At 50.1% G+C, this 26,815-nt stretch carries 30 protein-coding genes; 22 read left to right on the top strand and 8 right to left on the bottom strand.

Annotated features, from left to right (window positions below):
- Positions 1-9: 9 nt before the first annotated feature.
- Both ACO0LH_RS17775 and ACO0LH_RS17770 read right to left on the bottom strand, forming a co-directional pair.
- Positions 10-1,101: a serine hydrolase domain-containing protein gene (locus ACO0LH_RS17775; protein WP_422942460.1), complete on the bottom strand. Its 1,092-nt coding sequence runs from the start codon at positions 1,099-1,101 to the stop codon at positions 10-12.
- A 318-nt stretch (positions 1,102-1,419) separates the two neighbouring features.
- Positions 1,420-2,331 (bottom strand): LysR family transcriptional regulator, encoded by a 912-nt coding sequence (locus ACO0LH_RS17770; protein WP_422942459.1) that lies wholly within the window; start codon positions 2,329-2,331, stop codon positions 1,420-1,422.
- Between the two features lie 115 nt (positions 2,332-2,446).
- Between ACO0LH_RS17770 and ACO0LH_RS17765 the strand changes: the two genes are divergently transcribed.
- The 7 genes from ACO0LH_RS17765 (at position 2,447) to ACO0LH_RS17735 (ending at position 8,014) form a co-directional block, all read left to right on the top strand.
- Positions 2,447-3,244, top strand: coding sequence for a putative hydro-lyase (locus ACO0LH_RS17765; protein WP_422942458.1), 798 nt, complete (start codon positions 2,447-2,449; stop codon positions 3,242-3,244).
- Between the two features lie 37 nt (positions 3,245-3,281).
- The gene (locus ACO0LH_RS17760) at positions 3,282-4,175 is read left to right on the top strand and encodes a DMT family transporter (protein ID WP_422942457.1); all 894 of its coding nucleotides are present in this window, start codon (positions 3,282-3,284) and stop codon (positions 4,173-4,175) included.
- A 140-nt stretch (positions 4,176-4,315) separates the two neighbouring features.
- A complete protein-coding gene (locus ACO0LH_RS17755; RefSeq protein WP_422942456.1) occupies positions 4,316-6,058 on the top strand; it encodes a serine hydrolase domain-containing protein in 1,743 nt (580 codons plus the stop codon).
- Positions 6,059-6,306: 248 nt separating this feature from the next.
- Positions 6,307-6,720 (top strand): DUF4124 domain-containing protein, encoded by a 414-nt coding sequence (locus tag ACO0LH_RS17750; RefSeq protein ID WP_422942455.1) that lies wholly within the window; start codon positions 6,307-6,309, stop codon positions 6,718-6,720.
- On the top strand, positions 6,720-7,073 hold the full coding sequence (locus tag ACO0LH_RS17745) for a YkgJ family cysteine cluster protein (protein WP_422942454.1): 354 nt from the start codon (positions 6,720-6,722) through the stop codon (positions 7,071-7,073). The genes ACO0LH_RS17750 and ACO0LH_RS17745 overlap by 1 nt, the downstream gene beginning before the upstream one ends.
- A gap of 63 nt (positions 7,074-7,136) precedes the next feature.
- Complete coding sequence (locus ACO0LH_RS17740; protein ID WP_422942453.1) at positions 7,137-7,643, top strand: hypothetical protein; 507 nt, start codon at positions 7,137-7,139, stop codon at positions 7,641-7,643.
- A gap of 23 nt (positions 7,644-7,666) precedes the next feature.
- A complete protein-coding gene (locus ACO0LH_RS17735; RefSeq protein WP_422942452.1) occupies positions 7,667-8,014 on the top strand; it encodes a TfoX/Sxy family protein in 348 nt (115 codons plus the stop codon).
- Positions 8,015-8,082: 68 nt separating this feature from the next.
- On the opposite strand, the gene ACO0LH_RS17730 is transcribed toward ACO0LH_RS17735, so the two are convergent.
- The gene (locus ACO0LH_RS17730) at positions 8,083-8,655 is read right to left on the bottom strand and encodes an outer membrane beta-barrel protein (RefSeq protein ID WP_422942451.1); all 573 of its coding nucleotides are present in this window, start codon (positions 8,653-8,655) and stop codon (positions 8,083-8,085) included.
- Positions 8,656-8,940: 285 nt separating this feature from the next.
- Here ACO0LH_RS17730 and ACO0LH_RS17725 point away from each other — a divergent pair, with 285 nt between their 5' ends.
- From ACO0LH_RS17725 to ACO0LH_RS17685, 9 genes are all read left to right on the top strand, one after another.
- Positions 8,941-9,642 (top strand): hypothetical protein, encoded by a 702-nt coding sequence (locus ACO0LH_RS17725; RefSeq protein WP_422942450.1) that lies wholly within the window; start codon positions 8,941-8,943, stop codon positions 9,640-9,642.
- Between the two features lie 271 nt (positions 9,643-9,913).
- Complete coding sequence (locus ACO0LH_RS17720; protein WP_422942449.1) at positions 9,914-11,179, top strand: MFS transporter; 1,266 nt, start codon at positions 9,914-9,916, stop codon at positions 11,177-11,179.
- 441 nt (positions 11,180-11,620) lie between these two features.
- On the top strand, positions 11,621-12,457 hold the full coding sequence (locus ACO0LH_RS17715; protein WP_422942448.1) for a heme-binding protein: 837 nt from the start codon (positions 11,621-11,623) through the stop codon (positions 12,455-12,457).
- Between the two features lie 140 nt (positions 12,458-12,597).
- A complete protein-coding gene (locus ACO0LH_RS17710) occupies positions 12,598-13,791 on the top strand; it encodes an FAD-dependent oxidoreductase (protein WP_422942447.1) in 1,194 nt (397 codons plus the stop codon).
- 57 nt (positions 13,792-13,848) lie between these two features.
- The gene (locus ACO0LH_RS17705) at positions 13,849-15,864 is read left to right on the top strand and encodes a hypothetical protein (protein ID WP_422942446.1); all 2,016 of its coding nucleotides are present in this window, start codon (positions 13,849-13,851) and stop codon (positions 15,862-15,864) included.
- 211 nt (positions 15,865-16,075) lie between these two features.
- On the top strand, positions 16,076-16,438 hold the full coding sequence (locus tag ACO0LH_RS17700) for a VOC family protein (RefSeq protein ID WP_422942445.1): 363 nt from the start codon (positions 16,076-16,078) through the stop codon (positions 16,436-16,438).
- 2 nt (positions 16,439-16,440) lie between these two features.
- Positions 16,441-16,938 carry an EVE domain-containing protein gene (locus tag ACO0LH_RS17695; protein WP_422942444.1) on the top strand — a complete coding sequence of 166 codons (498 nt, stop codon included), beginning with the start codon at positions 16,441-16,443 and terminating at the stop codon, positions 16,936-16,938.
- A gap of 118 nt (positions 16,939-17,056) precedes the next feature.
- Entirely contained in the window at positions 17,057-17,998 is a 942-nt protein-coding gene (locus tag ACO0LH_RS17690) for a hypothetical protein (RefSeq protein WP_422942443.1), read from the top strand.
- 99 nt (positions 17,999-18,097) lie between these two features.
- Positions 18,098-18,616, top strand: coding sequence for a hypothetical protein (locus tag ACO0LH_RS17685; protein ID WP_422942442.1), 519 nt, complete (start codon positions 18,098-18,100; stop codon positions 18,614-18,616).
- Positions 18,617-18,675: 59 nt separating this feature from the next.
- Here ACO0LH_RS17685 and ACO0LH_RS17680 read toward each other — a convergent pair whose 3' ends face one another.
- A complete protein-coding gene (locus ACO0LH_RS17680) occupies positions 18,676-19,050 on the bottom strand; it encodes a nucleotide pyrophosphohydrolase (protein WP_422942441.1) in 375 nt (124 codons plus the stop codon).
- Between the two features lie 276 nt (positions 19,051-19,326).
- Between ACO0LH_RS17680 and ACO0LH_RS17675 the strand changes: the two genes are divergently transcribed.
- Positions 19,327-20,364 carry a phasin family protein gene (locus ACO0LH_RS17675; RefSeq protein ID WP_422942440.1) on the top strand — a complete coding sequence of 346 codons (1,038 nt, stop codon included), beginning with the start codon at positions 19,327-19,329 and terminating at the stop codon, positions 20,362-20,364.
- A 98-nt stretch (positions 20,365-20,462) separates the two neighbouring features.
- Here ACO0LH_RS17675 and ACO0LH_RS17670 read toward each other — a convergent pair whose 3' ends face one another.
- Positions 20,463-20,606, bottom strand: a complete 144-nt coding sequence (locus ACO0LH_RS17670) for a hypothetical protein (RefSeq protein WP_422942439.1) — start codon at positions 20,604-20,606, stop codon at positions 20,463-20,465.
- 14 nt (positions 20,607-20,620) lie between these two features.
- On the opposite strand from ACO0LH_RS17670, the gene ACO0LH_RS17665 reads away from it, so the two are divergent.
- Positions 20,621-21,361, top strand: coding sequence for a hypothetical protein (locus tag ACO0LH_RS17665; protein WP_422942438.1), 741 nt, complete (start codon positions 20,621-20,623; stop codon positions 21,359-21,361).
- Between the two features lie 137 nt (positions 21,362-21,498).
- On the opposite strand, the gene ACO0LH_RS17660 is transcribed toward ACO0LH_RS17665, so the two are convergent.
- The 3 genes from ACO0LH_RS17660 to ACO0LH_RS17650 all read right to left on the bottom strand — a co-directional run bounded on the left by ACO0LH_RS17660 (position 21,499) and on the right by ACO0LH_RS17650 (position 23,278).
- Positions 21,499-22,032 carry a GNAT family N-acetyltransferase gene (locus ACO0LH_RS17660; protein ID WP_422942437.1) on the bottom strand — a complete coding sequence of 178 codons (534 nt, stop codon included), beginning with the start codon at positions 22,030-22,032 and terminating at the stop codon, positions 21,499-21,501.
- A 133-nt stretch (positions 22,033-22,165) separates the two neighbouring features.
- The gene (locus tag ACO0LH_RS17655) at positions 22,166-23,011 is read right to left on the bottom strand and encodes a PA4780 family RIO1-like protein kinase (RefSeq protein WP_422942436.1); all 846 of its coding nucleotides are present in this window, start codon (positions 23,009-23,011) and stop codon (positions 22,166-22,168) included.
- A gap of 9 nt (positions 23,012-23,020) precedes the next feature.
- Complete coding sequence (locus ACO0LH_RS17650; RefSeq protein WP_422942574.1) at positions 23,021-23,278, bottom strand: hypothetical protein; 258 nt, start codon at positions 23,276-23,278, stop codon at positions 23,021-23,023.
- Between the two features lie 243 nt (positions 23,279-23,521).
- On the opposite strand from ACO0LH_RS17650, the gene ACO0LH_RS17645 reads away from it, so the two are divergent.
- From ACO0LH_RS17645 to ACO0LH_RS17630, 4 genes are all read left to right on the top strand, one after another.
- A complete protein-coding gene (locus tag ACO0LH_RS17645; protein ID WP_422942435.1) occupies positions 23,522-24,355 on the top strand; it encodes a hypothetical protein in 834 nt (277 codons plus the stop codon).
- 13 nt (positions 24,356-24,368) lie between these two features.
- Entirely contained in the window at positions 24,369-25,304 is a 936-nt protein-coding gene (locus ACO0LH_RS17640) for a fused MFS/spermidine synthase (protein ID WP_422942434.1), read from the top strand.
- A 136-nt stretch (positions 25,305-25,440) separates the two neighbouring features.
- Positions 25,441-25,653, top strand: coding sequence for a hypothetical protein (locus ACO0LH_RS17635; protein WP_422942433.1), 213 nt, complete (start codon positions 25,441-25,443; stop codon positions 25,651-25,653).
- Positions 25,654-25,779: 126 nt separating this feature from the next.
- Positions 25,780-26,757 carry a bifunctional riboflavin kinase/FAD synthetase gene (locus ACO0LH_RS17630; protein ID WP_422942432.1) on the top strand — a complete coding sequence of 326 codons (978 nt, stop codon included), beginning with the start codon at positions 25,780-25,782 and terminating at the stop codon, positions 26,755-26,757.
- Positions 26,758-26,815: the final 58 nt, after the last annotated feature.

Below are 26,815 nucleotides of genomic sequence, written 5' to 3'. Positions count from 1 at the left end.
ATTCTCCACTTACTGGGTCAGCGGAAAATCAGCATTGATGATCTTGTTGCCGATATCGCTGACGCTGACATCTGCATTCGACAAGATTACGACACCTCTACCCGCTTTTTTATCAAAGGCGATATAACTGCTGTAGCCACCTGTCTTGCCTTCCAGACCGAGGATGGAACTATCGAATTTATTATTATAGCCACCCCAGACAAGCAAGAGGCGGTTGCCTGGCTCAAACGGCATTTGCAGTTTGCGCATGGTGCCGTTCAAGGGCGTCTTGGTCTGATCCATATTGGCAGCGAGGAATTTGAGCATGTCATTGGCAGATGAATGCAAGCCGCCCGCACCTTCGAATGAAGTAAAGTTCCAGGCAGGTACGGTGGCAAATTGTGCCTTGCTGCTATAACCCGTTGCCAGACGTTTTTGCAAACCTGCATCCAGATTAACGCCGGTGACTGTCATGCCCAGAGGGGTACTGACACGATTTTTGATCAGTGTGTCATAGTCTGTACCGGCACGCTGGCTGAGTGCCAGGCCCAGCAGCCCATTACCAAAACTTGAATAGACATAACGGCTGCCGACATCGTATTTCAATTGGTAGCCGGACAGAAATTCATAGGCCTTGGCAGCTGTAAAACCTGTATAGGGATTATCGCTGCCAGAGTTGCCGGGTGCAGCGGGCAGACCAGAGCGGTGCGATGACAGGTCTGCGAGTGTGATTTTTCTGTCGTCATAATAGGGCACCCTGATACCATCAGGCAGGTAAGTAGTGATTGGTTCCTTGAATCTGATTTCACCTTTTTCTGCCATGTCCATCATGGCTACGCCAGTAAACGCGCTGGTGATGGAACCAATTTCAAACAGGGTATCGGCATCAACCGGGCGACGCTCGGCCAGGTTGGCATAGCCGTAGCTAATCACTCTGCTGCCTTTTTCGTCAACAATGCCAACCACCATGCCGACACCTTTTTTGTCTGTATCGATGCGCTGTTTGATGATGTTCATGATGTCTGCATCAGACACGGATGTCGCTGCATGCGCCTGGAATGCGCCAAATGCCAGCGTTGCCATCAACAATTTGAAAGGGAGAAGGCGGTATGTATTTTTCATGTTCAATATGCTTTCTGATTCAGGATTAAGAAAACCAGATCTGTTCTTGGAGAGATCTGCAAACCAGAATTCATTTCATCCACAGAGATGAGATAAGTTCCAGTAAAACTTTGCGAAGACAATTTTTCCTTCGCCGGTGACGCCTGATTGCGTGCACATGGCGCAATATAGGCAATACCTTCCGCGCAAGTTGGCAGATTGAGACAGAAGCACAATTTATGGGATTGAACGTTGAATTTTGCGGGACGAAATAACTGAGCCGGGCATAGGCAGCGTGCACATGGCCGCTCAATTAGTCCTGAAAACGAACTGGCGATGTCAGCGGGCTAGTGGCAGCACAAGCCCGCTTAGTTGCAATACTTCACGCGCCATGGTGACGAGCTTGCCATCAGCCAGCCCTTGCTCTTGCCGCAAATAGGAAACGTAATACATCAGGGGATTCAGCGGCGGTTTTACTGTCAGCGTGCGGATAATTCCGCTCTTGATTTCTGCATCCACCACGGCGCGCGGCAGCACAGCGATGGCGTGGCCTGCTGCGACCAGCTTGATCATCATTGCCATGGAGTTGCAGATACTGAGGTTCTCAGGCTCATGGCCTGCCAGCCTGAACCATTCCATGACGACATTGCAGATCGTCGTTGGCGAGGGCATGGCGACAACGGGTAGCGTGGCCATGCCTGCAGGGTGAAGCGCTTGTTCATTCAATACGGTTTGGGTAGATGCCACCCAGGCCAGGTCAACATGGCCTATCGCAATATCAACGACATGCGGTGCCGAGACGGGGTCGCTGAGGATGGCGATGTCGAGTTCACGGGCATTGAGTTTGCGGCTGAGGTTGGCCCCCACATCGATAGTCAGTTCTATACGCACATCGGGGTACTGGGCTTTTAGCCGCCCCAGCAACTCAATCAGGCCCGACATGGCAGTGGATTCATTGGCGCCCAGGCGTAGCAGACCGCGCATGGGGTTGCGCCGTTTGCTGATTTGCTCGAGGTCGTCAGACAGGCGCAGCATTTTTTCTGCCTGTACCAGCACATCACGTCCCACCGGGGTGATAACGGCACGGTGGCCACCACGTTCAAACAGCTTGAGGCCGAGTATGTCTTCCAGCTCCTGGATTCTGGCACTGATGGTGGGTTGTGTCAGGTGCAGGTGCTTGGCTGCGGCATGAAAACCGCCCAGGCGGGCTATCCAGTAAAAGGTTTCAAGTTGTTGTAGTGAGGGGCGCATGATAGATAAATCTTATCAACTATTGGCAATAACTTCAATTATCTTCTATCAACAGTGCATTTTATACTGGCTGAACCCGCCCCTCTACGACACGTATCACAGCTATGGAGCAGCCATGTCAGTACCTTTATTTGCCTCTCAATCACCCGCGCAATTGCGTCAGGCCATACGACACGGCGTATGGCGCAAGGAAACATCTGGGCTGGCAGCCGGTTTCGTCCAGGTCAACCTGGTCATTTTGCCCGAGCAGGATGCAAGCGAGTTTCACCGGTTTTGCCAAAAGAACCCCAAGCCCTGCCCCTTGATTGCGGTGTCTGAAGTTGGCAATCCCTTTATACCTGCACTGGGGGCAGATCTGGATATACGCAGCGATGTGCCGCGTTACAAGGTATTTCGTGATGGTGAGGTACTTGCAGAACCGGATGACATTACAGATCTCTGGCGTGATGATCTGGTGACGTTTGCGATAGGCTGCTCTTTCACTTTCGAGCATTCGCTAATAGAAAATGGTATTGCCATTCGTCACATAGAACAAAACCGCAATGTGCCGATGTACCGCACTTCCGTTCAGACTGCACAGTCAGGTCCTTTTCACGGGCCGCTGGTAGTAACAATGCGCCCGATGAAGGCAGCAGATGCGATACGGGCGATACAGATTACTTCACGCTTCCCTGGTGTGCACGGTGCGCCTGTACATATCGGTGACCCTGCGCTGATCGGCATTTTTGATCTGTCGAGGCCAGATTATGGCGATGCAGTCGACATCCATGATGATGAACTACCCGTATTCTGGGCTTGCGGCGTGACGCCGCAAGCGGCGCTTAGCCAGGCCAGACCGGCTTTGTGTATTACCCATGCCCCGGGCCATATGCTGATGACAGATTTGCGCAACAATGATTTTTCCATACTTTGATCACTACCGTCACTGCGATTGAGGGAGTGAGCATTTAATGGGCCTGGTATATGGTTTGGTCGTGGCACTGATATGGGGTGCGCAACCAGTAGTCGCAACTTTTGGTTACCGTGCGTCTCTGGATATTTTCGATTTGACGCTGTTGCGCTTTACTGCCAGTGGCTTGCTGATGCTGCCCTTGCTCATCAGGCGCGGTGTGTGGGATGCCGCCGGAATAGGCTGGCCAAAAGCGCTGGTCTTGCTGCTGCTTGCCGGCCCCTTGTATAACATGGTGCTGGTGGGTGGACTGCATTGGGCACCTGCTTCACATAGTTCACTGATCTATCCGGCCTTTACGCCCTTGTTTACATCCCTGCTGGCGAAGTTGATGCTGGACAGGCGTGACAGGATACCCTTGCTTGGTCTGGGTTTGTTGGTGACTGGCGTACTGGTGGTTAAAATTGGCAGCGTTTTAGCGTCTGGGACTGGAATTGAGGCTGGCCATGCCAGCAATGCCGCCTACACAGAGGCATGGCGCGGTGATTTGCTGTTCATGCTGGCAGCGTTGATGTGGTCGCTGTATACGGTATTGATGCGGCGCTGGAATACGGACCCCTTATCTGTCGTCAGCGTGGTACAGGTAGGTGGTTTGTTGTATGTGCCGGTTTATTTTGTATTTGCCGGCACGGTATTGTTCCAGCGCGATTTTGGTGCTATCGCCATACAGACCGTCTATCAGGGCGTATTGGTGAGCGTCGTATCAACACTCCTCTTTAACCTGGCTGTGCGCCAGATAGGCGCTAAAGCGTCGATGTTTACCGCATTGATGCCGCTGGTAGGCGTATCGCTCGCCATCCTCGTATTGGGCGAAGCGATGAGCTTGTCCTTGCTGGCTGGCGCCGTGCTGATTTCTACGGGCCTGTTCTTTTCATTAAAGACTGGCGACAAATAAGCCCATGCACGACACGGCTTCAAGATCTCTGTTCTGCGTTTCATCCTCCGATTTTTGTATTCTGTCGCAAAGTCATGCTGCACCAAGCTGAAAACTTTTACATTAGGCTGCGATTATCCTGACCATCACCAGAGGAAACCATGTCCAGCCATCATTTAGCGCCGGAAACTTTGACACTTGAAACACCTGTACAGAAAAAATCCCGCTCTGCATTACTCAATAAGACAAACATCCTGGCCTGCTTTCTGGCGGCGACGCTCAGCCCCTTAGCGACCTTTGCCGCCAGCATTCCCCTGCCATCAGTAAAAAGCCTGGCGGGTGAATGTGATGCTGTTTTAAAAGACACGCCTGCTGATGGCCCCGGCACCGTGGTGCTGCTGGCAAGACGTGGCGAATTGATTTGCACTGCGGCACGTGGCATGGCAGATGTGGAATTGCAGCAGGCATTAAAACCAGAGCATCGTTTGCGCATAGGCTCCATCAGCAAACAGTTTACCGCTGCGGCCTTGCTGAAACTGGTGGATCAGGGTAAAGCCAGAATCGAAGATCCTTTGTCGACATACATTCCAGATTTTCCGAATGGCGGCAACATCACTTTACTGCAATTATTGAATCACACTTCAGGTATCGCCAGCATTACCAGTGTGCCGGGTTTTGACGAAAATACCCAGCGCATGGATAAAACCAGCAAAGAATTAATGAAACTGATTACTGATCTGCCGACTGATTTTGCACCAGGCAGCGCCTGGCGTTACAGCAATTCTGGCTATATTGTGCTGAGTGCGGTCATAGAAAAAATCACTGGCAAAAGTTGGCATCAGGCACTGGACGAGTTACTGTTCAAGCCACTGCACCTAAAAGAAACCACGTATGAAGACCCCGCACAAATCTGGCCGGGCCTGGTGCGTGGCTATCGGAAAGACAACCAGGGTCGCATCAGCCCAGCGGCCCCTATCAGCATGACCGTGCCACAAGGTGCAGGTGCACTCATATCAACAGCAAAAGATTTGTGGCAGTGGAATGAAGCCCTGCATGGCGGGCGTGTCTTGTCACCGGCTTCGTACAAGCAAATGATCACAGCGCAAGGTGCAGCAATCAAGGACAACTATGGCTTTGGCATCGGCGCACGCCCTGTTCGCACGCAAACGGCCATATGGCACAACGGTGGCATCAATGGCTTTGTTTCAGACCTCTACTATTTACCTGAAAGCGGGACCACCGTCGTGCAGTTAAATAATCTGGAAGCAAGGGTGCAAGCCTACGCCTTGAAGCTGGCAGCAATGGCCATCGGTGACCCTATTCTGGCGCTGGCAGCAGAGAAATGGACAAACGATCAGTTAAGCTCTGCGCAAGGTGAGTATGTGAAGGATGGCGTCAGCCGCACCTTGCGCTTGCGCGAAGGCAGGCTGTATTCGCAACGCCAGGGTGGCCGGGCCCTGGCTTTAAGTACCGCCAGTCAACAGCGTCTTGGCTTTGATGACGACGCCTTGAGTTCAATACAATTGGAGAGGGATGCGCAGGGAAAGGTGACTGCCCTGCATTTCTACCCGCAAGGCAATAGCAAGGCAGAAGTGTGGGTACGCAAAGGCGATTTACCAGCCGAAGCGGCTGTGGCCGCTTTGAGCGAAGAACAGATTGCCCGCGTCATCGGTTCTTATACAAGTCCAGGTTTCAGCACGGAAGTAAGACGCAATGGCAAGGGCGGGCTGGAAGTACAGGCCAAAGGGCAACCCAGCCTGGAAATCGTTCCTATCACCGCAAACAAATTCAAGCTGACTGCGGTTGAAGCGACACTAGAGTTTGAAACCCAGGGCAAACAGGCGCAAAGTGTCAATTTGCATCAGGGTGGGCGGATACTGGTTTTACAGCGGGTGCAAGAATAAACTTCGCAGATAAAAAATAACGTGGCACGAGAGCATAGTGCTGTTATAGGACTATTATCACTACTCTCGTGCAATTTTAAAGGAACTGGTACACTGCGCCAAACCAGATCGATACCAGATACGATCTGGTACATCACATTGCCAATGTAATTTTTTTCTGTATCATTTTGATGAATATGCTGTACCAAAACAAATTTCTTTTCAAATTCAGGCAAGGTGCTTTCGCCTGCAGCATCCTCGCATTGTTGATGTCAGGTGCAGTCCAGGCAGAAATATATAAGTGGGTGGATGCCAGTGGTCACACCCACTATTCTGAAAACAAGCAGGATGCTGGCAATGCCAAGGCTCAGGAAGTCAAGGTCAGCGACGCTGGTGGCAGTGGAAAATCAAGCACACAAAGCTGGCAAGAACTGGAACTGGCTTTCAAACAGCGCCAGGCTGCACGCAAGAAAGAAGCGCCCGGTTCCAATGCAGCACCCAAGACAAAAACCAGCCGCGGCGACCAAATTGTGACCGATGCCAGCCGCTGTGAAGATGCACGCCGCTTGTTACCCGCCATCAAAGAAGGTCGCGCTTATCATCGCACCATTTCACCAGGCACGCAGGCAGATGCAAATGACAGAACCATCGCTGAAAATGATATCAGTCAATTTTGCCATTGATGGAAAAAGCTTCGACTGACAAAAAAGAACCCTGTCTTGATTGTGGTGCCTGTTGCGCCAGTTTCCGGGTTTCGTTTTACTGGGCAGAAGCGGAAATATCAAAGATACCTGATTCCCTGATTGAAACCCTCACACCTGTCTATACCTGCATGGCTGGCACCAATAGCAGACAACCGCGCTGCCAGGCACTGACTGGCAAGGTTGGGCAGTCAGTGAAATGCGAAATTTATGCGCAACGCCCCTCCCCGTGTCATGAAGTGCAGGCTGGTGATGAGAAATGCCTGCAGGCGAGAGCACGCCATGGCTTGCCAGCCCTGTTGCCACCGGCGATACCCGCCCTTGCCGAAACCTGAATCTGTCAATATCTGCATTAAGGTGTAGGATGCAGGCTACGAACACATTCAAGAGAAATTCCCTTGCCACACGATATCCAAAACAGCAGCGACACCATCCCCAACGACGAAGATAAAATCCAGGAAGCACGCTTATGGCGTGACAAGGGCTGGACAGCACGTGTCATCAAAAATGATGATGACGAAGGCTGGGCCGTTGCCATGATCAAGGATGGCGAACCCGAACCGGCTCTGGTAGGCCCCTGGACCATGGGACGCGACAAGAAAAATCCCAAGCCACTGGACAATAATGCCTTCAGTACGCTGGTGAAAACCGCTTCAGAAGTCATACGCCGCCATGAACAGCAATTGCATGCCACACTGCACAAAAGCATGATGGTAGCAACCGCTGAAGCTGATTACAAAATCATGCTAGACATCGTACCTGATGAAGATGACCCGTATGCATGGTTAAGCGCACAAGATGCCAATGGCACTGACCTGGCCAAAGTCAGGGTTGCACCTAACTTCAAGCTGAACCTGCAAAATGCCAATGCCTGGATCGCTGACGAATTTCGCCGTCCGGAATAAGGTGGTTTCATCCCGAATAAATCATGGCCTCACAAGCAAGCTTTGTAGAATTTATCCTTGACCAGCTCAGTAGCTGCGAAGACGTGCAGGCGAAAAAAATGTTTGGTGAATATGCGTTGTATATGTCGGGAAAAATGTTTGCCCTGATTTGTGATGACCAGTTATTCATCAAGCCAACGACGGCTGGCCGCGGCCTGTTAAACATGGTGAACGAAGCACCACCCTACCCGCAGGCCAAACCCTGGTATCTGATCGACAGTGACTTACTGGACGACCGTGATGCTTTGAGCACGCTTGCACGCACCACAGCCGCAGCTTTACCCTTACCAGTTAAGAAACCAGGGAAATCGGCGAAAAAAGCCGGTACCTGAAAAGCAAAACAAATAGTGCGGCGGTGTCACTGGTAATGAGAACTGGCCAGTAAATGCCGCCATCTTACTTAGAAATTGTATTGCACACCTACAGAGAAGTTACTGACGGCGCTGCCCTTGTTGGAAAAAGTCTTGGGATTGTATTTTTCAAATTCTGTACGAACTGCCAGGTTGTTGTTGAACTTGTAGCTTAAGCCCACACCATACAAAGCCTGATTTTCTGAATAGGAACCACTATCCGGCGGCAAGCCTGAAGTCGCATATGTCGAATCGGTTTTCAAATGTGCGATACCTAGTTTGGCAAAACCGGTAAAAGCCTCGCTAAATTCATATTTGTATAAACCAGCCAGACTCAGGCCGGTTTTCTTTTGGTCGCTATTGCCAGGCACCAGGTTGAGGCTTCTTGATGTTGTACCCGAAGCAAAATAGCCGGCTTCGACTGCAAAATTTTTGTCTATATCGTAGCCGCCAAAGACCTTGAAACTGGTGGCTTTGGCATCACATGAAGCTGCATAGTTGCAACGATCATTGGTGTCGCTCTTGCCGACAGAGCCGCCGACATAAACCTGGGCAGAAGCAAAAGAGCTGAGCAATATGCCCGCGGCAGCACACGCGATGAGGGAAATTTTTTTAATCAACATAAAAATCCTTATTCATTTAAATACGTTTCTGAACTGAATCAGAAAATCTTGCCCGGAACAAGAATAAGCATTTGGCATTTGCCAATTTTATTGGCTCATTGTTGCTCTGGGAGCAATTTGCATTGTATAGAAAGCAATGTAAAAATAAAACCAAATTGCGCAAGTACTGTTTTAGTAGCTTATTGGTATCGCCTGAATAGACCTTGGCGACCAAACCCTGCATTCAAGGTGAGAGTGATTTCGTTTTTTAAAACGAAATCACTCTGCCTGCATCCTGGAGAATGAATGGCATTTGATCCATTAAATCTGAAGAAGGCGTCCAGCCATTTTGAAGACAGTCTGAATCGCGTCATTGATGAGCGCGTCGCCCCTCTGGTTGACCGTTCGATTCATCAACTGAGTAATGAAGTATCCGAAGTCATTCGCCAGGCCGGTGAACAGGTGGATCGGAATATCGCGTTGTTGTCTGATGAAATTCACAATCAGCGCAGCATGACCAAGGATGACATCAAAGCCCTGATCGACTACTCCACCGCACAGATCGGTGCAGCCATAGATCAGCGCATCGTGGCGATCAAGCATGAGACGTCCACACTGATTAATGAGAAAGTCGATCTGCTCAAATGTGAGCTCGAAGATGCCGCCGTCAATAGCCGCAAGACCATGTATGCCAACGTCGCCATCTCTATTGGTGCAGCCATGGTGATGGCATTGATTGGTCTGGTGTATAAAAAAATATCGCTTGGCGAAGTCAATCTTTTGAACGTATTTCGTGTTTCCCTCTTGTCTTGTGCCACCTTTGCCTTTGTGCTGTCAGTCTTGAAAGTGATACAGCGCTGGCGCAGCATGAAACGCGTCAAGAAAGGCGTGGCTACTGTAGCAATTAGCTACCTGGGTGTACTGCGCCCCAACGGTGCAGCGGGTTTGTTTTTATTGAGTCTGCTACTGTTGGCAGGCTGGGCCTGGCTATATCTGGGCAAGCTTTGAATGCGATGCCATCGCACCAGTATGGGCCGATAAGCTAGGTACTGGCGACAAGCTATTTATCAAACGTGTCCTTATTGCGACCCGGCAACAGGATTTGACAATTGAGCGTACAATTATTAAATCCTTGAAGTACCGACATATGCCTGAACTGGTGGCCGTGTAATTTGCCGTGAACTTACTTTGTTGCCGGCTATCTCACCCCAAGCTTCATCACAGACAAATGTGTCGTTTTCTGTTGGCACCAACACCCCGGTGAACGACAATTTTATCTATGCAAAACAAGACTTTCAATCCCGTATTTAATTCCTATCTGATCTATGTTGGAGTGGCCATTGCCTCAGGTGGTGTAGCCTTATACACACCCATCATCGTGTCAGAAACCGGTAAGGCTTTTTCGGGTTTTTGGGCGGCATCGATTTTATTTGGACTTAATCTGGGGCGTGTGCTTGGCTCTTATCTGGGTAGCCGTTTCCCGCGACTGGCCAATCATCCGTTTGCAATATCAGGCAATATCCTGCTCGAAGGCATTGCCCTGTATTGCATGGCATATTTGCAGCAAGCCTGGGCATTGGCACTATTTGCCTTGCTGGCGGGCCTGGGTAGCGGTCTGTCATTTCCGGGTTTGAAAAATTATCTGCTAAAACTAAAAGACTTGGATCAGGCATCGCTGTTCAGCCGTCTAGCGTTTGCCATACGCATGGGACTGGTCGGCGGGTATCTGACCGCGAGTTGGGTGCCGCACGAACAACTGAAAATCGTGTTTTTAATCGTCCTGATTACTTTCATCGTGTACGGCCTGTTCATGCTGATCGCCATGAAAGCGATCAGCACCAATGAAACCCAGGGTCTGGCGATGGCGCTTGAAAAACAAGTCCCCAGTGATGCGATGCTCGCTTCATCTGATTCCGATGAAAAACTGCCGTCAGCGCCAGAGCATCTGAGATTGCCACTGATGTTTCACTTATCCAATTCAGTGTTCTGGTGTTTTGCAGTTCAACCCATGATAGGCTTCAGTTTACATATTCCTAAATTTACGCCTGAAATCCCGGTTTCTACACCGTTCTGGCTGGCTGCACTGGTCATCATTTTTTTCCAGATTCCGATCTCCAAACGCGCAGTCCGTACCCGTGATCATTTCAGATTTTTGAAGATAGGTTATTCATGCCTGTTCCTGAGTTTTGCGCTGATGGTGGTATTTACCCACAGCGCAGCAGCAGTGATCGTTTCTGCGATCCTGCTGTCTTTTGGCCAGGTATTTTACGGCCCTTCACTCGATGTGCTGATCGCACGGTTTGCCAATAAATCGGCGGCAGATACCGGTAGCCTGATGTCGCAACAAATGTTTTATCAAAGTATGGGCACGATGGTGGGCAGCATGGCGGGTGGTCTGTTGTTCGATCTGGCACAAAATCTGCACTTGCCAGGCTTGAACTGGTTTCTGCTGGCAGCAGCCAGCCTTGCCATGATGGTCATGAGCAAGACCAAAATCCCCATGCTGTATCACAATGCCAGCCAGCAAACACCCGGGATTCATTAGACCGCTGCATCGTAACGTTGAAATTCAATCCGCTTGCTACTGACCGCAACGGCAGTCTGCTTTTTCACTTTGAAACGGATAAGTAGACAAGCAGGTTTTCGAACTCATTTCATCCTAATTGACTGATTGAGTTCTCATATATTGTCCAGGCACACCTATGCCTGCACCTGCGGTAAGTGGCCGCAATAGCGCCCCTCCTGTATTCCGTCTCTTCCTTTTATCTCTTGCATTCGCTTGCCTGCGAACAAAATCTCCCTTTTTATTTTAGAAAAAACCCCCTTTTCAAGTTAGTTTTTTTACTATACTATTCAATAACTTAAATTATCTTTTAAGCAATTTTACATTTCTTGCCTTACCTCACTGATTTCCTGCGTCTGCGTATGCCTTTAAAAGGCAAACCCAGATTTTTCTTGTGCAACAAAAACCGGAAGGATGTAACCCATGATCGCCAATATGCCATTGCGTGCGGCCCCACCGGGCAATCTCAGCTCTTCACCTTTAGGCCCTCTTGCAGAACTGGAGGGCACCTGGGCCGGGCGCGGATTCAATCTGATCGCAGTACCAAACAAGCAGCACAACGCCGATTTCAGACTGATCCTGAATTCAACGACGGAAAGAATACAATTCAGCGCTATTGGTGGTGTCGTGCCAAATCGCGGTTCTGCACAGAATGACATAGGCATTTTTGGTCTGACTTACTTGCAGCACGTCAATGACATTCAGACCATGGAAGGCATCCATGTCGAACCTGGCATCTGGTTGAATGTGCCTGCAACCACGGCACCGGCCGCCCCGGCAAGCATAGTGAGGCAATCGACAATCCCGCATGGCGACTCCTTGCTGGCCCAGGGAAAAGGCTTTTCAGTACAGGGCGGGCCACAAATTTCCCCCGTCAGTTCAAAACCGACAGGCCCAGGACTTGCCTCGAAACATCTGGGCTATCTGGCCCCCTACACCCTGACACAATTACCACCTGGCATGAAACAGGCCTATGTTGGAGATATGAATCAAGCCTTGCTCGATTCCATACAGGGCCAACACATCATCAATACGACTGTCTTGACTGTGGCATCCATCCCGGTAGGCGGCATCGTCAACATCCCATTTGTCACAGTCAATGCGAATGCCACCAAACTGGAAGCCATCTTCTGGATAGAAACCGTGCAACGGCCAGATGGCAGTCAGTTCATGCAATTGCAATATACCCAGACGGTCATCCTGCGTTTTCTTGATATTGACTGGCCCCATATCTCGGTGGCGACATTGATCAGGACCTGAGCTTTACTCAGGCGGCACAAAGAAAAGTCATGTGTGCATCGCGTCGGCTTTAGATAATTTTTTTGGCCAATGCGATGCCCATCGCCAGCAAGCCGGTGCAACAGACCGGGACGGTAAGCCTACACGTCAGAGGGAATCAAATGGAAGACGGAAAGCAGTTTGATGTCATCGTCATCGGTGGCGGACCCATGGGCTTGTCGACAGCCTATCACCTGAGCAAGCGCAGGACCAAAACCCTGGTACTGGAACAATTTACGTTTATCAATCAACTGGGCAGCTCTGCCGGTGTATCGCGACAGTTCCGTATTCCCTATCCTGATGAATACATGGTCAAGCTGGTTAAGCAATCGATACCGTTCTGGGATGAACTGCAAAGCCTGACACCCGTACCATTGATGGATGAGGTAGGTACGCTATGGTTTGGTGACCCGGATGTGCATTCCACCGAGGGCAATATCAGACAAGCTGAACTGGCCCTGAAAGCACAGGACGTAGCTTACACAAGCGTCAATGCGTCCGAACTGGAAAGCCAGTATCACTTCAAGAATTTGCCCTCGACTTATACCGGTCTGTTCCAGGCCCAGGGTGCCAGCATAGATTTGAAGGCAACCCAGCAAACCCTGTATCACTGGAATAAAGAATCCAGTCTGGTCACACTCAAGGAAGAGGCTCCGGTTACAAAAATAGAGCACCGGCACCAGCAATTTGAAGTCACGACCCCACTTGGCACTTTCACGGCAAAAAAACTGGTGCTGGTACCTGGCCCGTATGCGGACGCCGTTTTTAAATTACTTAATTTTCAGGTAGCCGCCACTTATTGGAATATGGCATCAGCTTTCTACAAAAAAACCGATCCCGCAATTCAATATCCCACCTGGTTTGTGTTCCAAAATCCGGTTGGCGATAACGGCAATCAGTTCTATGGTTTCCCGGAAGTCAGCTGGAATTATCCCGGCTATATCCGGGTCGCCTCCGACTTTGTGATGGCACCGCTGAATTCACCCAGCCAGCGCACATTGGTGCCCAATCCACAAGAATTGGCGTACACCGCCGAGTGGGTCAAAAATCACATGACAGGCCTGGACCCGATACCGCAATACACGTCCACTTGCATGGTTGCGCTGAGCAAAATACCGAACAAGGAATTGCTCATCGATTTTGCTCCCGCCTATGTCCCGGCCCACAAAGACATCGCCATTTATGCCACTGGCTGGGCTGGCAAGTTTGTGCCATTGCTTGGAAAAATCCTGGCCGACCTGACGCTGGACGGGCACACCCCGTTTGACATTTCGCACTTTGCCACAGGCTACAAATACTTCACGCAATGGAAGTAACTGGTCTTTGAAGTTCTCCTTTCAACTCATGCGAACCAAGCAGAAAACCAAGCTATCATGAAAACCAAAACCTATTCCATCTTCGGCGCCGGTGCTGCCGGTTTGTATACCGCATGGCGCCTGCTCAGCGGCCAGAGCAAGAAAGACCATCACGACACAAAATTGCTGGTCAAGGGCGATACCCTGGAACTGTATGACTGGGGCCAGTATGATTTCAGCAAAGATGATCCTGGTACGCGTGCCGCGGGTGCCCGCGTCTGTACCTGGCATTACCAGAATGACCCCGGCAAGTCCTATGTGGAATTAGGTGGCATGCGTTATTCAGAATGGAATACCAAGGCCAGCGACTGCAATAACGGCAAGGCCCCTGGTCACAGACTGGTGACTACCGTCATCGCTCAATTGGGCCTGGATAAATATGCCGTGCCCTTCAATGAATCGGACAACCCTTTATATTACCTGCGTGCCAGAAATTTCTACCTCAATGATATTTCTTCCACCAATCCTGCGCCCTACCGTGTCAATAACTACGGTGCCAGTGCCTCCCCCAATCAGGGCTTCACTATTGTTGAAGACCTGGCCGTCACTGCCACTACCGGGCCGCAAACCCGCCGTGAATGGGATCATTTTTACCAGCACGGCAAGATCAGCGCTGAACTGCCATCAACTTCGATTTTCCAGAAAGGGGATAAATTAAAAGACATTGGCTACTGGAATCTGATGTTTGATCAACTGGGTTCTGAAGGCTTTAATTATTCCGCCGATGGTAATGGCTATTCATCAAATGTGATCAACTGGAATGCCGCTGTCGCCTTCCAGGCCAATAATGAGTTCACGCCTGGCAATCAATACATGACACTGACAACCGGTTATTCAGGCATGTTCAAGGCCCTGTTTGCCACTATCACCCAACTTGCCAGGGACAAAGGCGTCAATTTCAATTATCAGCCCAACCGTCGCCTGCATTCGATACTGGATATTGACCACGTCATTCACTACAGCATTGCCCATCGTGACCACCCAAACAAAAAAGCCAGCAGTGCCACGACAGATGCAGCGTGGCTGGCCATGCCGCGTTATGCGCTTGAACTGGTAGCACAGGCAAGCCGCTATGAGACGCATGCCGGACTTGATGTGCTAAACCACCAGAAAGTACAGTTGTACATGGAAGCGTCCATCATGCAGCCTTCGTACAAGATAGGCATGTTCTTTAAGGAACCCTGGTGGCAAACCCAGGCTAGTTATGCGCCACAACTGACCAGTTTTGAAGTCACCAGAGATGTGATACTGGCGCTGGAAACTCAGGGTTTCCCGGAAAGATACCTGCTGAAAATCAGCAAACCTGCAAGCGGCAGCCAGCCAGAAATCATGAACACCCCCTTTTCCAACACCGAAAGTTTTCTGAAGGCCGTTGAACAACGCTTGCAAGAGCGCCTGACCGTTGTACAGGAAGAACAGTTGCTGGCGACATCAAGCCGCAATACCATAGGCCCCAGCATCACCGATAATCCGGTACGCATGGTCGTCTATTTCGGCAACAATGCGCTCGATAAAACCACGGAGCCGGTATATGGCTTACTGGCAGCCTATGATGATGAGACCTTCACCACATTCTGGCAAGAACTCGAACTGGGGCCAGAACAACAAAGACACGTACCGCTTTCAGAAAATACTGAACCCTTGAAAGGCCCGCGCAAAGTACCGGAGCGTATGCTGAAAATGTTGCGCAAACAATTGGCCAATATCCATTTTGGCCCGGGTGCTGATTATAGCTATGTGCCAGAACCACTGGATGCTGCCTATATAGACTGGTCTTTGCCACCATTCAATGCCGGCTACCATGCCTGGGCAGCGCATTATGATATCGGTGATGTGCAACAGAATATCCGCAAACCCTCACAGCTGATACCTGGTGCAGATACCAATATCTTCATCGTCGGTGAAGCCTATTCGAACGACCAGGCCTGGGTAGAGGGTGCATATTGCACGGCAGAATCCGTCCTCAATGATTTCTTTGATGTCATACCCCTCATTGACAATACCGAATATCCATTTATCTGCTCTGCCACGTAATTATCGCACCTTATAAAAAAGCCAGGCATCGTCACGATGCCTGGCTTTTTTAATTCCATAGCTTGATATCTCGTACTGGTCTCTCCTTTTCCCCAATGATCACTCTAATCACTGCTGACAAAAACTGACACTGCTCCGGCCTAAGATGTCATCGCTGTCAACGAAACGACGAAGCAAATATCCAATCAACCAGTATTGAGGAGCACTCATCATGATCACACCAAGCTACACACTTTTGTACGTCAACAGCCCAGAAGCCAGTGGTGCTTTTTACAGCCAGCTACTGGGGCTGACACCAGTTGAAACTTCGCCCACTTTTTGCCTCTTCGTGCTGCAATCCGGTACCAAACTGGGTCTGTGGTCGAAGCATACCGTAGAACCTGCTGCTACCCCGGTAGGCGGCAGCGAACTGGCCTTTGCTGTCAGCGACAATGCCATTGTCGACAGTACCTTTGCCAGTTGGTCGGCGCGTGGCATGCAGATTGCACAAATGCCATGCAGCCTGGATTTTGGCTATACTTTTGTGGCGCAGGACCCCGACGGTCACCGCCTGCGCGTTTTTGCGCCAGCCTGATCATGTCGCGCAACTGGATAGCCGTTGCCTCTGCCGACCACGTACAACGTGGTCAGGCTGAAGGTTTCATGCAAGTCTGCCACGGCAAGGCGGCGCCTTTACGCCGCCTGCACGTCGGGGACAGGGTTGCCTACTATTCCCCCAGCCAGGTTTTCGGCAGTAAAACCAGATTGCAGGTATTTACTGCATTTGGCCTGGTCAAACCGCGGGAAACCTATCAGGCTCAAATGGGCGAAGATTTTCATCCGTTTCGCCGCGATGTGCTTTGGCTGGCTTCTCAGCATGCGGCTATCCTGCCCATGCTGGAGAAACTAGAGTTTTCCAAAGGAGTAAAGAACTGGGGTTATCAATTCCGCTTTGGTATTTTCGAAGTCAGTACACACGACATGCAGATCATTGCCGCCGCGATGGGGCTGGCACATGGCGGACTAGATGAAATCGCGCTTGTGAATGCTACCGGTTCCAAGATTCCAGTACAACTCGGCTTGAATATGGAGTAAATTTTGCTCGCCAGGCGCTACAATGCCGACATATAGGCAATTGACAAGAGACTATTGATCGCCTATGGTCTGGCATAATTAGCGCCCCGTGTCTTATCTCTTCAAATGAAAGACCAGCTTGCGAGCATTCAACCAGTTATCTGCTTACCCGACACTTGCAGGCAAAATCCTGACCCGCGCCATCATGGCAATGCTGCCGTTGATGCTGGCCGCCTGCAATGACACGGCTGAAAACAAAACTATACTGCTCACCAAATGGCTTAAAGCGTATCGCCTAGAATCGACATCAGGCCCCAAGACAAACAAACCCGGGAACGATGTGGAATTCCACTATCAGGTACAGCGTCAAAAGAAGTGGTGGCTGTTTTCCATGGAAACGTGGGAAGACCTGGATTACGACCTGGTCAGCGTGCTCAATGATAAAACCATACTCGTCGCCAGAACCACAAAATTGGCCAGCGCTTTGTTTGGAGACAGCCTTAAACAATCGGACACCTACGTCAAACTGTTGACGCAAGATGGCGTAGGCGAAGTCAACATCTGCACTGCATCCACAGCCATCAGCGCCCCACCCCAGGCCAGCTTCGTCGATTGCATGGATGCCAGCGCCGACAAGAAGCGCATCATCAAACGCATGGATTTGAATGGCAAGCTGATACAAACTGTCAGCATGGACGCCAATCAATGGGAAGATCTGGCAACAGCCAGCAATGTCGCATTTTATGACAATAACCAGCAAGCATATTTACTGGAAACTGCCAAAGACAATAGCTATTGCCGCCTGGTCATGCCGGGCAAGGAAAAAAGCCTCAGCTTTGCATTGACTGACAAAACGACATTCAAGAATTGCAGCGATTTACCAGCCTGGGAAAAGGTCATGCAAAAGAAATTGAGCCTTGCAAACGGCTTCCATCAAATTGGCATGAACGCTCAAACAGGGCAAAAAAATAAACCTGCCGAACAATTATCACCTGCTGCCCGTCCTGCACTCACCCCGGCATTACCGCCGGCCAAGGCGCCCGCTGCTGAAAAGAAGCCGGATAGTATTACGGCCCAATAGCCGTGTTTTAAAATATTTAATCGCTGTCAGCCAAGCCAAAAGAGTAAAATTTCTTAAGCATTCAAAACCAAGTTCAACCACTACCCACAGAAGCATCACATGATAGTCAGAACCCTCGTCACGCTTTTTGCCATTTTTTCCATTTATCTCGGGATAGAAAATCTGCAAAAACTCAATACCATGCGCGTTTCCGATAGCGATTTTGAGCAGTTTGACGGCGCCATCGTCACCATGGTGCATGATGTCGACGACAACCCGGGCTATGCAGTGACTGGCGGTTTCAACAAACAACTGATACAGATTAACTTTGCCTATATGGTCAATGGCATCGAACACACAGCAAACAGTATTTCGCCGATTTGCAGCCGTTGCGAAGCCCATCATGTATTACGAATGACCGGCCTGAAACCGGCAGAACTGACACAAGGGACGCCTTTGAAAGTTTACGTGTCAAAGACTGATGACAACAAGGCCTATCTGGCGCTGCCAACCTCAGGCGAAAAACAATCGCAAATGCTCAGCGTGTTTTTATGGCTGGTGTTTGTCCCGGCATTGATGCTGCTGTTCTTTAAGCTTGAAGGCAGTGGCCGTAAACCTGATGAGACCGCTGCAAAATAAACTGATGTTTTATGCTGCCACGTTAATAGCGAAAATCAATGCGTGTTGTGTGCTTTAGCTCAGTTTTTCTGTTTGTCGTAATCAGAGTATTTTCTGGCGTCGCCCCGTACCTGGCTGACTGGATACTTAAGCGCATTGATGGCGATCTTTTCTTTACAGGCCGCGACCAGATCAACTTCGAGTTGATCAGCAAGCATGATCAGATAATTCATGACATCCGCCATTTCATGGCGCACTGCGATGCGTGCCTCGTCGTTCAACTCGGCTGGGCTACCAGTTGGCAGCCACTGAAAAACCTCCAGTAACTCAGCGGCTTCCACACTAAGCGCCATTGCCAGGTTTTTTGGCGTATGAAACTGCGCCCAGTCGCGCTCAGCGACAAAATGTCTTAGCGCATTTCTTGTTTCTCTATATGAATCTGCTGGTTCAGTCATGATGCCCCAATGTAAACAAAGTTGATGCGCTATTGTAATATTGTAAGCGCCGCCAAAGTTCTCGTTTATGCCAGCCTGTAGCATTTGCAAATGCGATTCAACTCATGAAGCATAGTCACGGCTAAAAGAATTTCGACGAAAATATATTGCAATGCAAAAATAATGCTTACAAATTGAGCAATCAAGAGATAAAATGCCTGATCAGGCAATAATGCTGCGACGCATCAATATTCAGCCGCCTCAGTTGCCATTATCTTATCCACTCTGGAGAGTTTCATGTCTTTGCTTCCCGAACAATTATCATCTGCTGCCCAGACTCAGATCGCGACTCAAATTGCTGTCTTTCGCGCCTTTGGGCAGTCCGCTTTTGGCGGCCTGGAAAAACTGCTTGCTTTGAATTTCAATGTAGCGAAACAGTCATTTGAAAACGTCAATACCGTCACGCATGAACTTCTTACCATCAAAGAACCGCAGCAATTGTTGAAATTGACCGCGGCACAAAGTCAACCACAAATCGAAAAAATCCTGTCCTATGGCCGCGAACTGGCAAGCATTGGCAGTGATACCCGCAGTGAACTGTGGCAGGCAATTAGCGCCAACACCCTCAGCGCACCAACAGCGCCAGTCAAGGCAATCGCCAGGATTGAAGCAACAAAGCCCACCCTGACACAAGTTGCAGTGCTTGCGGTTAAAGCTGCACCAGCAGCAGCAACAGTAAAACCAGCCGTTAAAAAAACAGTAGCTGCAAAACCCCTGAGCAGTCCAGGCAAACAATTGACACTACTGGCAGAACCAGAGACCAAACCTGGCAAAGCAGTAAACAAACAAAAAGTGCCGACGAAAGCTGTCGCAACTCCCAAGCCTGAGATCAAACCAGTGACATCAAAAACAAAAAAAACTGTCGTAGCAGTGACAAAAACCGAAACACCAATTACGATTGCCAGTCCTGTGACAGCAGTAGCTGCACCCGGAATAACGGTACCAGCAGCGGCCATAACGACAGACAAGAAAGCGGCAGCGCCTATTGCAGCAACAACAGCTGCGACAGCAGCTGCAACAACTCCCGTCGCTACAGCAGCGGCGAAAAAACCAGCGGCAAAACCTGTCGCAAAAGTGGCTACAACAGAAACGGTCGAAAGCGTATCAGCCAAGGCACCCGTAGTTGCAGAAAAAAAATCTGCCGTGAAATTCCCATCAGCAGCCATCGCCAAGGCAAAAAGCGGTGCCCCAGCCTTTCCCAATACCAATGCGCAGCCTGGCTATAAAGCAAAATCCAGCGCCGCCACTGGTGCAAAGAAACGTGTCCGTCAATAAATAATGGCAGATTCTGCATAAAAGCTGAGCAGCTTTTATGCCGTCAACAAATGCAGGCCGCACAAATGATCGCTGACCAGATCGTTTGTGCGGCTTGTTCAATTTAAGTCTGCACCAGCGCCCTCTACTGAAAATCCTCCTTGTTTTACCACCATGATGGTGACTGCATCTTCATTTTTGCTGCCTTTATCATTTGAATATGCACATACCGCTGCCTGATCGCTTAGAATGGTCTTAAACACTTCATGGCAATAAAATGAAAATTCTCTTGTTAGCGAGTACCGCAGCACTTTTACTACTCGCAGGTATGGCAGGCGCTGAAGATGTCATCACCGTTGCGTGGCGCATTAAACCACCTCATCAATATAGAGAAAACGGTGTGGAGAAAGGTATTTTGCTGGATCGCGCCAAACAGGTATTTGCTACCGCACAATTACCCCATCGTTTTGTTGAAGAACCAGCCAAGCGTATCTGGAGTAATTTTTCTGCAGGCACCAAAAATTACTGTTCGTTTGGCTGGTATAAAATTCCTGAACGCGAGGCGCTGGTGCAGTTTTCTGGCGTGTTCCATGCGGACCCACCCCATACTTTACTGGTCAGCCCCGCTGCCTTGACGACGGTAACGGCACATCACAACCTGAATTCATTGCTGGCAGATCCTTCGCTGACTCTGGGCGTGGTTGACGCCGTATCATATGGGCCAGAGCTGGATGCGCTGATAAAGTCGAGTAAAAATAAAATCGAACGCAGCACTACCTTGCCGATGATCATGGCGCGTATGGTAGGCGCCAACCGTGCCTCGTATATGTTTATTGATCGCGAAGACTGGGAGTATTTGAAGGATAAGGAAGACAGCCTGCGCCTGACCACACAAATGGATCTGGGTGGTATGCCACAAGGCTTAAACCGTTACATCGTTTGCAGTAAAGATGTAACGGCAGAGCAAATGCAGAAAATCAATGCAGCACTGGTAAAAGTTTTCGTGGCAAGAAAATAACAATCAAAAAATCAGTCGCAATCTCATTCCCAGCATGAAAAGCATGGCATCAGACAATCAGGCGTAGTCATTGCGTAAAAAATTAACGCTTAAAACATCAATCAACTTATCCTGGCGATCAACCGGAATTGTCCTGCCTATCGCTGCTCCCACTCTGCCCGCAACAGCGCATACATGGCAATGTCTTCATGTTTGCCACGCGAAAAAATCGCACCACGGGCGATGCCTTCCTTTTGAAACCCGCAATTGATCGCCACTTTTTCTGAAGCGATATTGCCGACATTCATATGAATTTCCAGCCGGTTGATGAGCAGGGTCTTGAACAGGTAATCTGTCAGCAGTTGCACCGCCTCTGTCATCAGACCCTTGCCATGCAGGCTTTTGCCAAACAGGCCGTAACCGATCTCCCGCGAATTAAAATATGGCACGGTTTTGAAATGGAAAACACGGCCGAGTATTTTCCCGCTTTCATTATCATCAATGATGAGGAAGGTTTCGCAGACATCTTTTGACCTTGATTCATCGTCAAATTTCTTTTCCGCCACGCCCGGCAACATCAACTCGATAGACAAATAATCGCCTTTCGATTCCGGGTGATTCATTAAATCGATCAGGGTCGGGACATCTTCTTTTTTGACGTGGCGAAGGTGGAAGCTGCTGCCTTTGATCATGCTTTGTTCTCCTGGTCTGTTTTCAACATGATATGCTGAATTGGATGTGGATGGACAGATCAGCGCAGCAAGAGTTCCTCCTGATTTGGCATGATGGTTATCAGGAACAAGACGGATACCAGAAAAGGATCACCTACATTTCCAGCAAGCGCCTTTGCCTTTCTTTTTCTTCCAGGATGGCCGATTCTATTTCTTCCATGACTGCACCGACATCGACTGGTCGTTTGTCAATTTCAACTTTACCTGTCAACACGGTTTCTGGTGTGAGCGTACCTGCTACATAGAGTTTCCAGATTTCCTTGCCATATTGAGTGTGCGTCAGTTGCGGCGCAAACTGCCCGAAATAGGTGGCTAGATTATTGACATCGCGTTCAAGCAAGACAGCAGCTTCCGTATTGCTGGAAGCGTCAATAGCCTGTGGCAAGTCAATAATGACGGGGCCTTCTGCGTCGACCAGAATATTAAATTCAGACAAATCACCGTGTATCACACCGGCACACAGCATCAATACCACCTGATGCAAAAGCTGGGCGTGATATACCAGCGCCAGTTCAGGCGACAACTCTACATCATTGAGGCGTGGTGCAGCATTGCCGTCAGCATCCGTGACCAGATCCATCAGCAAGACGCCTTCAAAACAGATGTAAGGTCTGGGCACCTTGACACCCGCTGCTGCGAGGCGATAAAGCGCATCAACCTCGGCATTTTGCCAGACTTCTTCCTGCATCTTACGGCCATAGCGCGTGCCTTTTTCCATGGCGCGTGCCTGGCGGCTGTTCTTGACTTTGCGGCCTTCCTGATAAGAAGCGGCATGGCGAAAACTACGCTGACTGGCTTCTTTATATACTTTGGCGCAGCGTATTTCTTCGCCGCAGCGTACGACATATACGGTTGCTTCTTTACCACTCATCAGTTGACGCATTACTTCATCAAGCAAACCTTCTTCAACCAGCGGTTGCAGTCTTTTTGGTGTTTTCATTCGTGCTGCTTATTCTTTTCGCGGCTTACCGCCGGTTTTCACCAGCTTGACCGGTGCATGACCGCGCGATTTATTGCGCATGTCGTATATCGTCTTGGCATCCTGCTCTGCCCTTTCCTGCGTGCGCATGGCAGGTATGTCATCGTGATGGGTGAAGAAATCAGCGGCCTGGGCACGCATTACGTGCTTGATGGCTTCGTCATCGCTGAGTTCGTATCTTTCCGTCATCAAGGTAGTGACTTCATCCAGGTATTCTTCATAGGTCATCATGTTGGTTCTCCCTGTCTGTCATGAAGTATGTTGTGTTTTTGTGTCTATATATGTTAGCGCCCCATCAATAACGTACATTGGCAATGTAGCAACAGGAACGCAGCAGGCACAGGCAATGTGCTGCACAAAGGTGAAGTATTGTACACGTGCTACCTGCGTGCAACGGTATCGTGTGCATTCTCGGCTACAATGCCGCCTTCCCGGAAATATCCTGAATATCCACGTCAAAGAGTAATTAGCATGAGTATCGTCATCCATGAAGCCCTGCGCGCCTACATCGACCCGCTGACCGAGCATGAATTTGCCGCACTGGAGCGCAGCATATTGACAGAAGGTTGCCGTGACGCCCTGGTCTGCTGGGGTGAAGTGCTGATCGATGGCCATAACCGCTATGCGATCTGTCAGCGCCATCATTTGCCTTACAAAACGGTGCAGAATGACAATTTCGCCAATATTGAAGATGTGCAGCTATGGATGATCGATAATCATCTGGCCCGCCGCAGTGTGTCGGATTTCCAGCGCGGCATGCTGGCCTTGCGCAAAAAAGAAATAGTCGCCAACCGTGCCAAAGCCCAGGAAGAGCAGGCTCTGCCAGAAAATACCGAAAGCGATGTCGCCGTGCCCGTCATCAAGGCCACGCAAAGCCGCCAGGATATCGCCCGTGCAGCAGGCATCAGCAGCAATGCCGTGGTACAGATAGAAAAAATCCAGAAAGCCGCTACACCAGAACTGGTGCAGGCCGTGCGCGACGGCACGATTTCTATCAGCGCTGCAGCGGCAATTGCTTCACTGCCAGACCAGGATCAGCTTACTGCCGTGGCAGGTGGGCGCAAAGAGCTACAGCAAGCCGCCCGGCAAGTCAGGGACAAGGCAAGGGAACAAAAAGCCCCGGCCAAAAACGCAGCCAGCCACGAAACCGCTGAAAGCCATGTGGATGACAGTGCACGCGCCTCCAGCCATACCGCAAATGATGAAATGAGCACTTTGCGCCAACGTGTCGCTCATCTGCAAACCGAAAATGAAGACTTGCAGCGTCAGATCGCTGCGCTGAAAGCCCAGTTGGGTTCTGTTTAAACATCATTCAGCCATGAAAAAGCCAAGGCAAAGCCTGTCCCGTCTGTTTTTGAATCAGGCCAGCGGCCCAGAGCGCGATCATATGCGTCACCTGCAAGCTTTGCATCAAGCCGGCGGTGGGCGGGCATTCATGCTTGATGACGACAATTTGCGCATGATGTACCTGAACCCGCAATGCATGCAAAGCGCCATGAAGCGTGACGCGCCAGATGAACTGTTATGCGCCTATTCGCGTGCGGTCATGGGGTTTCTGATGTTTGTTCCGCAACCTGCGTATATCCTGTTGATTGGGCTTGGTGGTGGTTCACTGGTCAAATACTGTTATCGCCACCTGCCTGGCTGCCGTATCACGGTCCTGGAAATCAATGCCGATGTCATCGCCATGCGTGATGCCTTCATGATCCCGGCTGATGATGAACGTCTGCAAATCATTCATTGCGACGCGCTTGAACACTTGCAACAACACACTTATCAGGCAGATGTGGTCCTGCTTGACGCCTATGACGAAAATGGCCTGGTGGCAGAATTGAATACCAGCAGCTTTTACACACTTTGCCACCGCCATCTTTTACCGGGTGGCGTACTCGTGGCCAATGTATGGGGCAAGCCCAGCGCACTGGCAGATATGCTGAGCCGCCTGCGCAGCGTATTTGCGCGTCAGGTCTACTGGCTGCGCTCAGCCGACAGCTACAATCTGATCGTATATTCAATTAAAACGCGTACAGACTCACAGGCAGTAGAGGCAAAGCTTGATGACGAGCTGGCTGCGCAGCACCCCGCTTTAGAATTATCACAATTACAAAGCCGCTTGCTTGCCCTTCTGAATACCAGTGCTGAGTCGGAAGACGTAGACGACATCCCGGCCTTAAAAACCAGCCTCAGTACCATCATGGTGGCAGATGACAATGTCCCACAAAGCTATGCTGACTGGAAAAAACTGGTTAACTGAGTGAAAAAGACTGGTTAATACTGGTTAATGCCAACAATGAGCATCCTCAACACATCAGCCCCCTACCCGGCTCGGTTAAAATACGGGCTAAATCATTGATTACCGTCTATTCGCCACCTCTTTTATCTAGCAAGCCATGAACAAACCACCACGCATCCTTACCTTCAAATGTAAAAATTGCAGCAAATCTGTCCAGGTATTCCTGCAAAAAGTCTCTGCCTGCTCCCATATCCAGCCTTACCAGGGCATCTGCACCTGTGGCGAAGTCATGAAACATGCGACCGGCAACAAGGACGCTGTCGCCTCTTTCATCAACTCCAATGATGTTTTGTGGTCACATCATCATTAAAATCTGGCCAGGTACCAAATTATCAGGTTTATCCACTTGTAGAATTTGCATTAAACCCGCATCTACGCCTAAACCATAGCTGAAAGCATTTATAATCATGGGCTTTGCAGCAGTTTTCTGGAAACAATGAAGGTATTTCGCGGACTTCCCAATGCAGCCTCCCGCGCCGCTTGTGCGCTGGCGATAGGCAATTTTGATGGCGTGCACCTGGGCCATCAGGCTTTGCTTGCCCGTTTGCGGGATGCAGCCACCAATCTGGGCATAGAAGCCGCCGTCATGACATTTGAGCCACATCCGCGCGCTTTCTTTGCGCAGATGATGGGCGACTTGTCAAAAGCACCAACCCGTATCGCCAATCTGCGTGACAACATGGCCTCTTTGCAGGTTGCCGGGGTAGACCGCGTCATTGTTGAACATTTCAATGCCCATTTTGCGGCCCTGTCACCGCAAGATTTCATTGAAAAAGTGCTGGTCGAAGGTCTGCACGTGAAATGGCTGATGGTGGGCGAAGATTTTCGCTTTGGTGCCAAACGTGCCGGCGATATCGCAACGCTGACAGAAGCTGGCCTGCGCTTTGGCTTTACGGTGGAAACCCTGCCTTCGGTACAAAACAAGGGCGTGCGTATTTCGTCTTCCGCTGTAAGACTGGCTTTGGCCAATGCCGACTTTGACGAAGCTGAAGCCTTGCTCGGTCACCCTTACCGTATATCCGGCCATGTGGTGCACGGCCAAAAGCTGGGGCGCACCATCGGTTTTCCTACGCTGAACCTGCGTATCGCGCATCATCGTCCGGCTCTGAATGGCATTTTTATCGTGCAGGTGCATGGTCTGGCAGATCAGCCTTTGCCAGCGGTCGCCAGTCTGGGTGTACGCCCTACTGTCGATGACAGTGGCCGCGTACTGCTGGAAACCCATGTATTTGATTACGCTGGTCACGCCTATGGCAAGGTCGTGCACATCGAATTTCTGAAAAAACTGCGTGACGAAGAAAAATACCTAGACCTGCCAACCCTGACCGCGGCCATCAACAAGGACGCTGAACAGGCACGTGCCTATTTTGCTGATAGTCACCGCCCAGCCCGCTCTGCCACTGACCGAATTTGAAGCTCACACATTGTTCGCTGTGATTGCCTGTGACTTCACCCTGATTTTAAAAAAATAG

This window comes from Undibacterium sp. TJN19 (genome assembly GCF_049339485.1).
Classification (GTDB): domain Bacteria; phylum Pseudomonadota; class Gammaproteobacteria; order Burkholderiales; family Burkholderiaceae_D; genus Undibacterium.
Note: the sequence above shows the minus strand (reverse complement) of the source record. Positions and strands in the feature narration are given on the sequence as shown.

Coding starts and splice junctions, on each gene's coding strand:
- ACO0LH_RS17775 (WP_422942460.1), bottom strand. CDS start 1,101: ATGAAAAATACATACCGCCTTCTCCCTTTCAAATTGTTGATGGCAACG.
- ACO0LH_RS17770 (WP_422942459.1), bottom strand. CDS start 2,331: ATGCGCCCCTCACTACAACAACTTGAAACCTTTTACTGGATAGCCCGC.
- ACO0LH_RS17765 (WP_422942458.1), top strand. CDS start 2,447: ATGTCAGTACCTTTATTTGCCTCTCAATCACCCGCGCAATTGCGTCAG.
- ACO0LH_RS17760 (WP_422942457.1), top strand. CDS start 3,282: ATGGGCCTGGTATATGGTTTGGTCGTGGCACTGATATGGGGTGCGCAA.
- ACO0LH_RS17755 (WP_422942456.1), top strand. CDS start 4,316: ATGTCCAGCCATCATTTAGCGCCGGAAACTTTGACACTTGAAACACCT.
- ACO0LH_RS17750 (WP_422942455.1), top strand. CDS start 6,307: ATGTCAGGTGCAGTCCAGGCAGAAATATATAAGTGGGTGGATGCCAGT.
- ACO0LH_RS17745 (WP_422942454.1), top strand. CDS start 6,720: ATGGAAAAAGCTTCGACTGACAAAAAAGAACCCTGTCTTGATTGTGGT.
- ACO0LH_RS17735 (WP_422942452.1), top strand. CDS start 7,667: ATGGCCTCACAAGCAAGCTTTGTAGAATTTATCCTTGACCAGCTCAGT.
- ACO0LH_RS17730 (WP_422942451.1), bottom strand. CDS start 8,655: ATGTTGATTAAAAAAATTTCCCTCATCGCGTGTGCTGCCGCGGGCATA.
- ACO0LH_RS17725 (WP_422942450.1), top strand. CDS start 8,941: ATGGCATTTGATCCATTAAATCTGAAGAAGGCGTCCAGCCATTTTGAA.
- ACO0LH_RS17720 (WP_422942449.1), top strand. CDS start 9,914: ATGCAAAACAAGACTTTCAATCCCGTATTTAATTCCTATCTGATCTAT.
- ACO0LH_RS17715 (WP_422942448.1), top strand. CDS start 11,621: ATGATCGCCAATATGCCATTGCGTGCGGCCCCACCGGGCAATCTCAGC.
- ACO0LH_RS17710 (WP_422942447.1), top strand. CDS start 12,598: ATGGAAGACGGAAAGCAGTTTGATGTCATCGTCATCGGTGGCGGACCC.
- ACO0LH_RS17705 (WP_422942446.1), top strand. CDS start 13,849: ATGAAAACCAAAACCTATTCCATCTTCGGCGCCGGTGCTGCCGGTTTG.
- ACO0LH_RS17700 (WP_422942445.1), top strand. CDS start 16,076: ATGATCACACCAAGCTACACACTTTTGTACGTCAACAGCCCAGAAGCC.
- ACO0LH_RS17695 (WP_422942444.1), top strand. CDS start 16,441: ATGTCGCGCAACTGGATAGCCGTTGCCTCTGCCGACCACGTACAACGT.
- ACO0LH_RS17685 (WP_422942442.1), top strand. CDS start 18,098: ATGATAGTCAGAACCCTCGTCACGCTTTTTGCCATTTTTTCCATTTAT.
- ACO0LH_RS17680 (WP_422942441.1), bottom strand. CDS start 19,050: ATGACTGAACCAGCAGATTCATATAGAGAAACAAGAAATGCGCTAAGA.
- ACO0LH_RS17675 (WP_422942440.1), top strand. CDS start 19,327: ATGTCTTTGCTTCCCGAACAATTATCATCTGCTGCCCAGACTCAGATC.
- ACO0LH_RS17665 (WP_422942438.1), top strand. CDS start 20,621: ATGAAAATTCTCTTGTTAGCGAGTACCGCAGCACTTTTACTACTCGCA.
- ACO0LH_RS17660 (WP_422942437.1), bottom strand. CDS start 22,032: ATGATCAAAGGCAGCAGCTTCCACCTTCGCCACGTCAAAAAAGAAGAT.
- ACO0LH_RS17655 (WP_422942436.1), bottom strand. CDS start 23,011: ATGAAAACACCAAAAAGACTGCAACCGCTGGTTGAAGAAGGTTTGCTT.
- ACO0LH_RS17650 (WP_422942574.1), bottom strand. CDS start 23,278: ATGACCTATGAAGAATACCTGGATGAAGTCACTACCTTGATGACGGAA.
- ACO0LH_RS17645 (WP_422942435.1), top strand. CDS start 23,522: ATGAGTATCGTCATCCATGAAGCCCTGCGCGCCTACATCGACCCGCTG.
- ACO0LH_RS17640 (WP_422942434.1), top strand. CDS start 24,369: ATGAAAAAGCCAAGGCAAAGCCTGTCCCGTCTGTTTTTGAATCAGGCC.
- ACO0LH_RS17635 (WP_422942433.1), top strand. CDS start 25,441: ATGAACAAACCACCACGCATCCTTACCTTCAAATGTAAAAATTGCAGC.
- ACO0LH_RS17630 (WP_422942432.1), top strand. CDS start 25,780: ATGAAGGTATTTCGCGGACTTCCCAATGCAGCCTCCCGCGCCGCTTGT.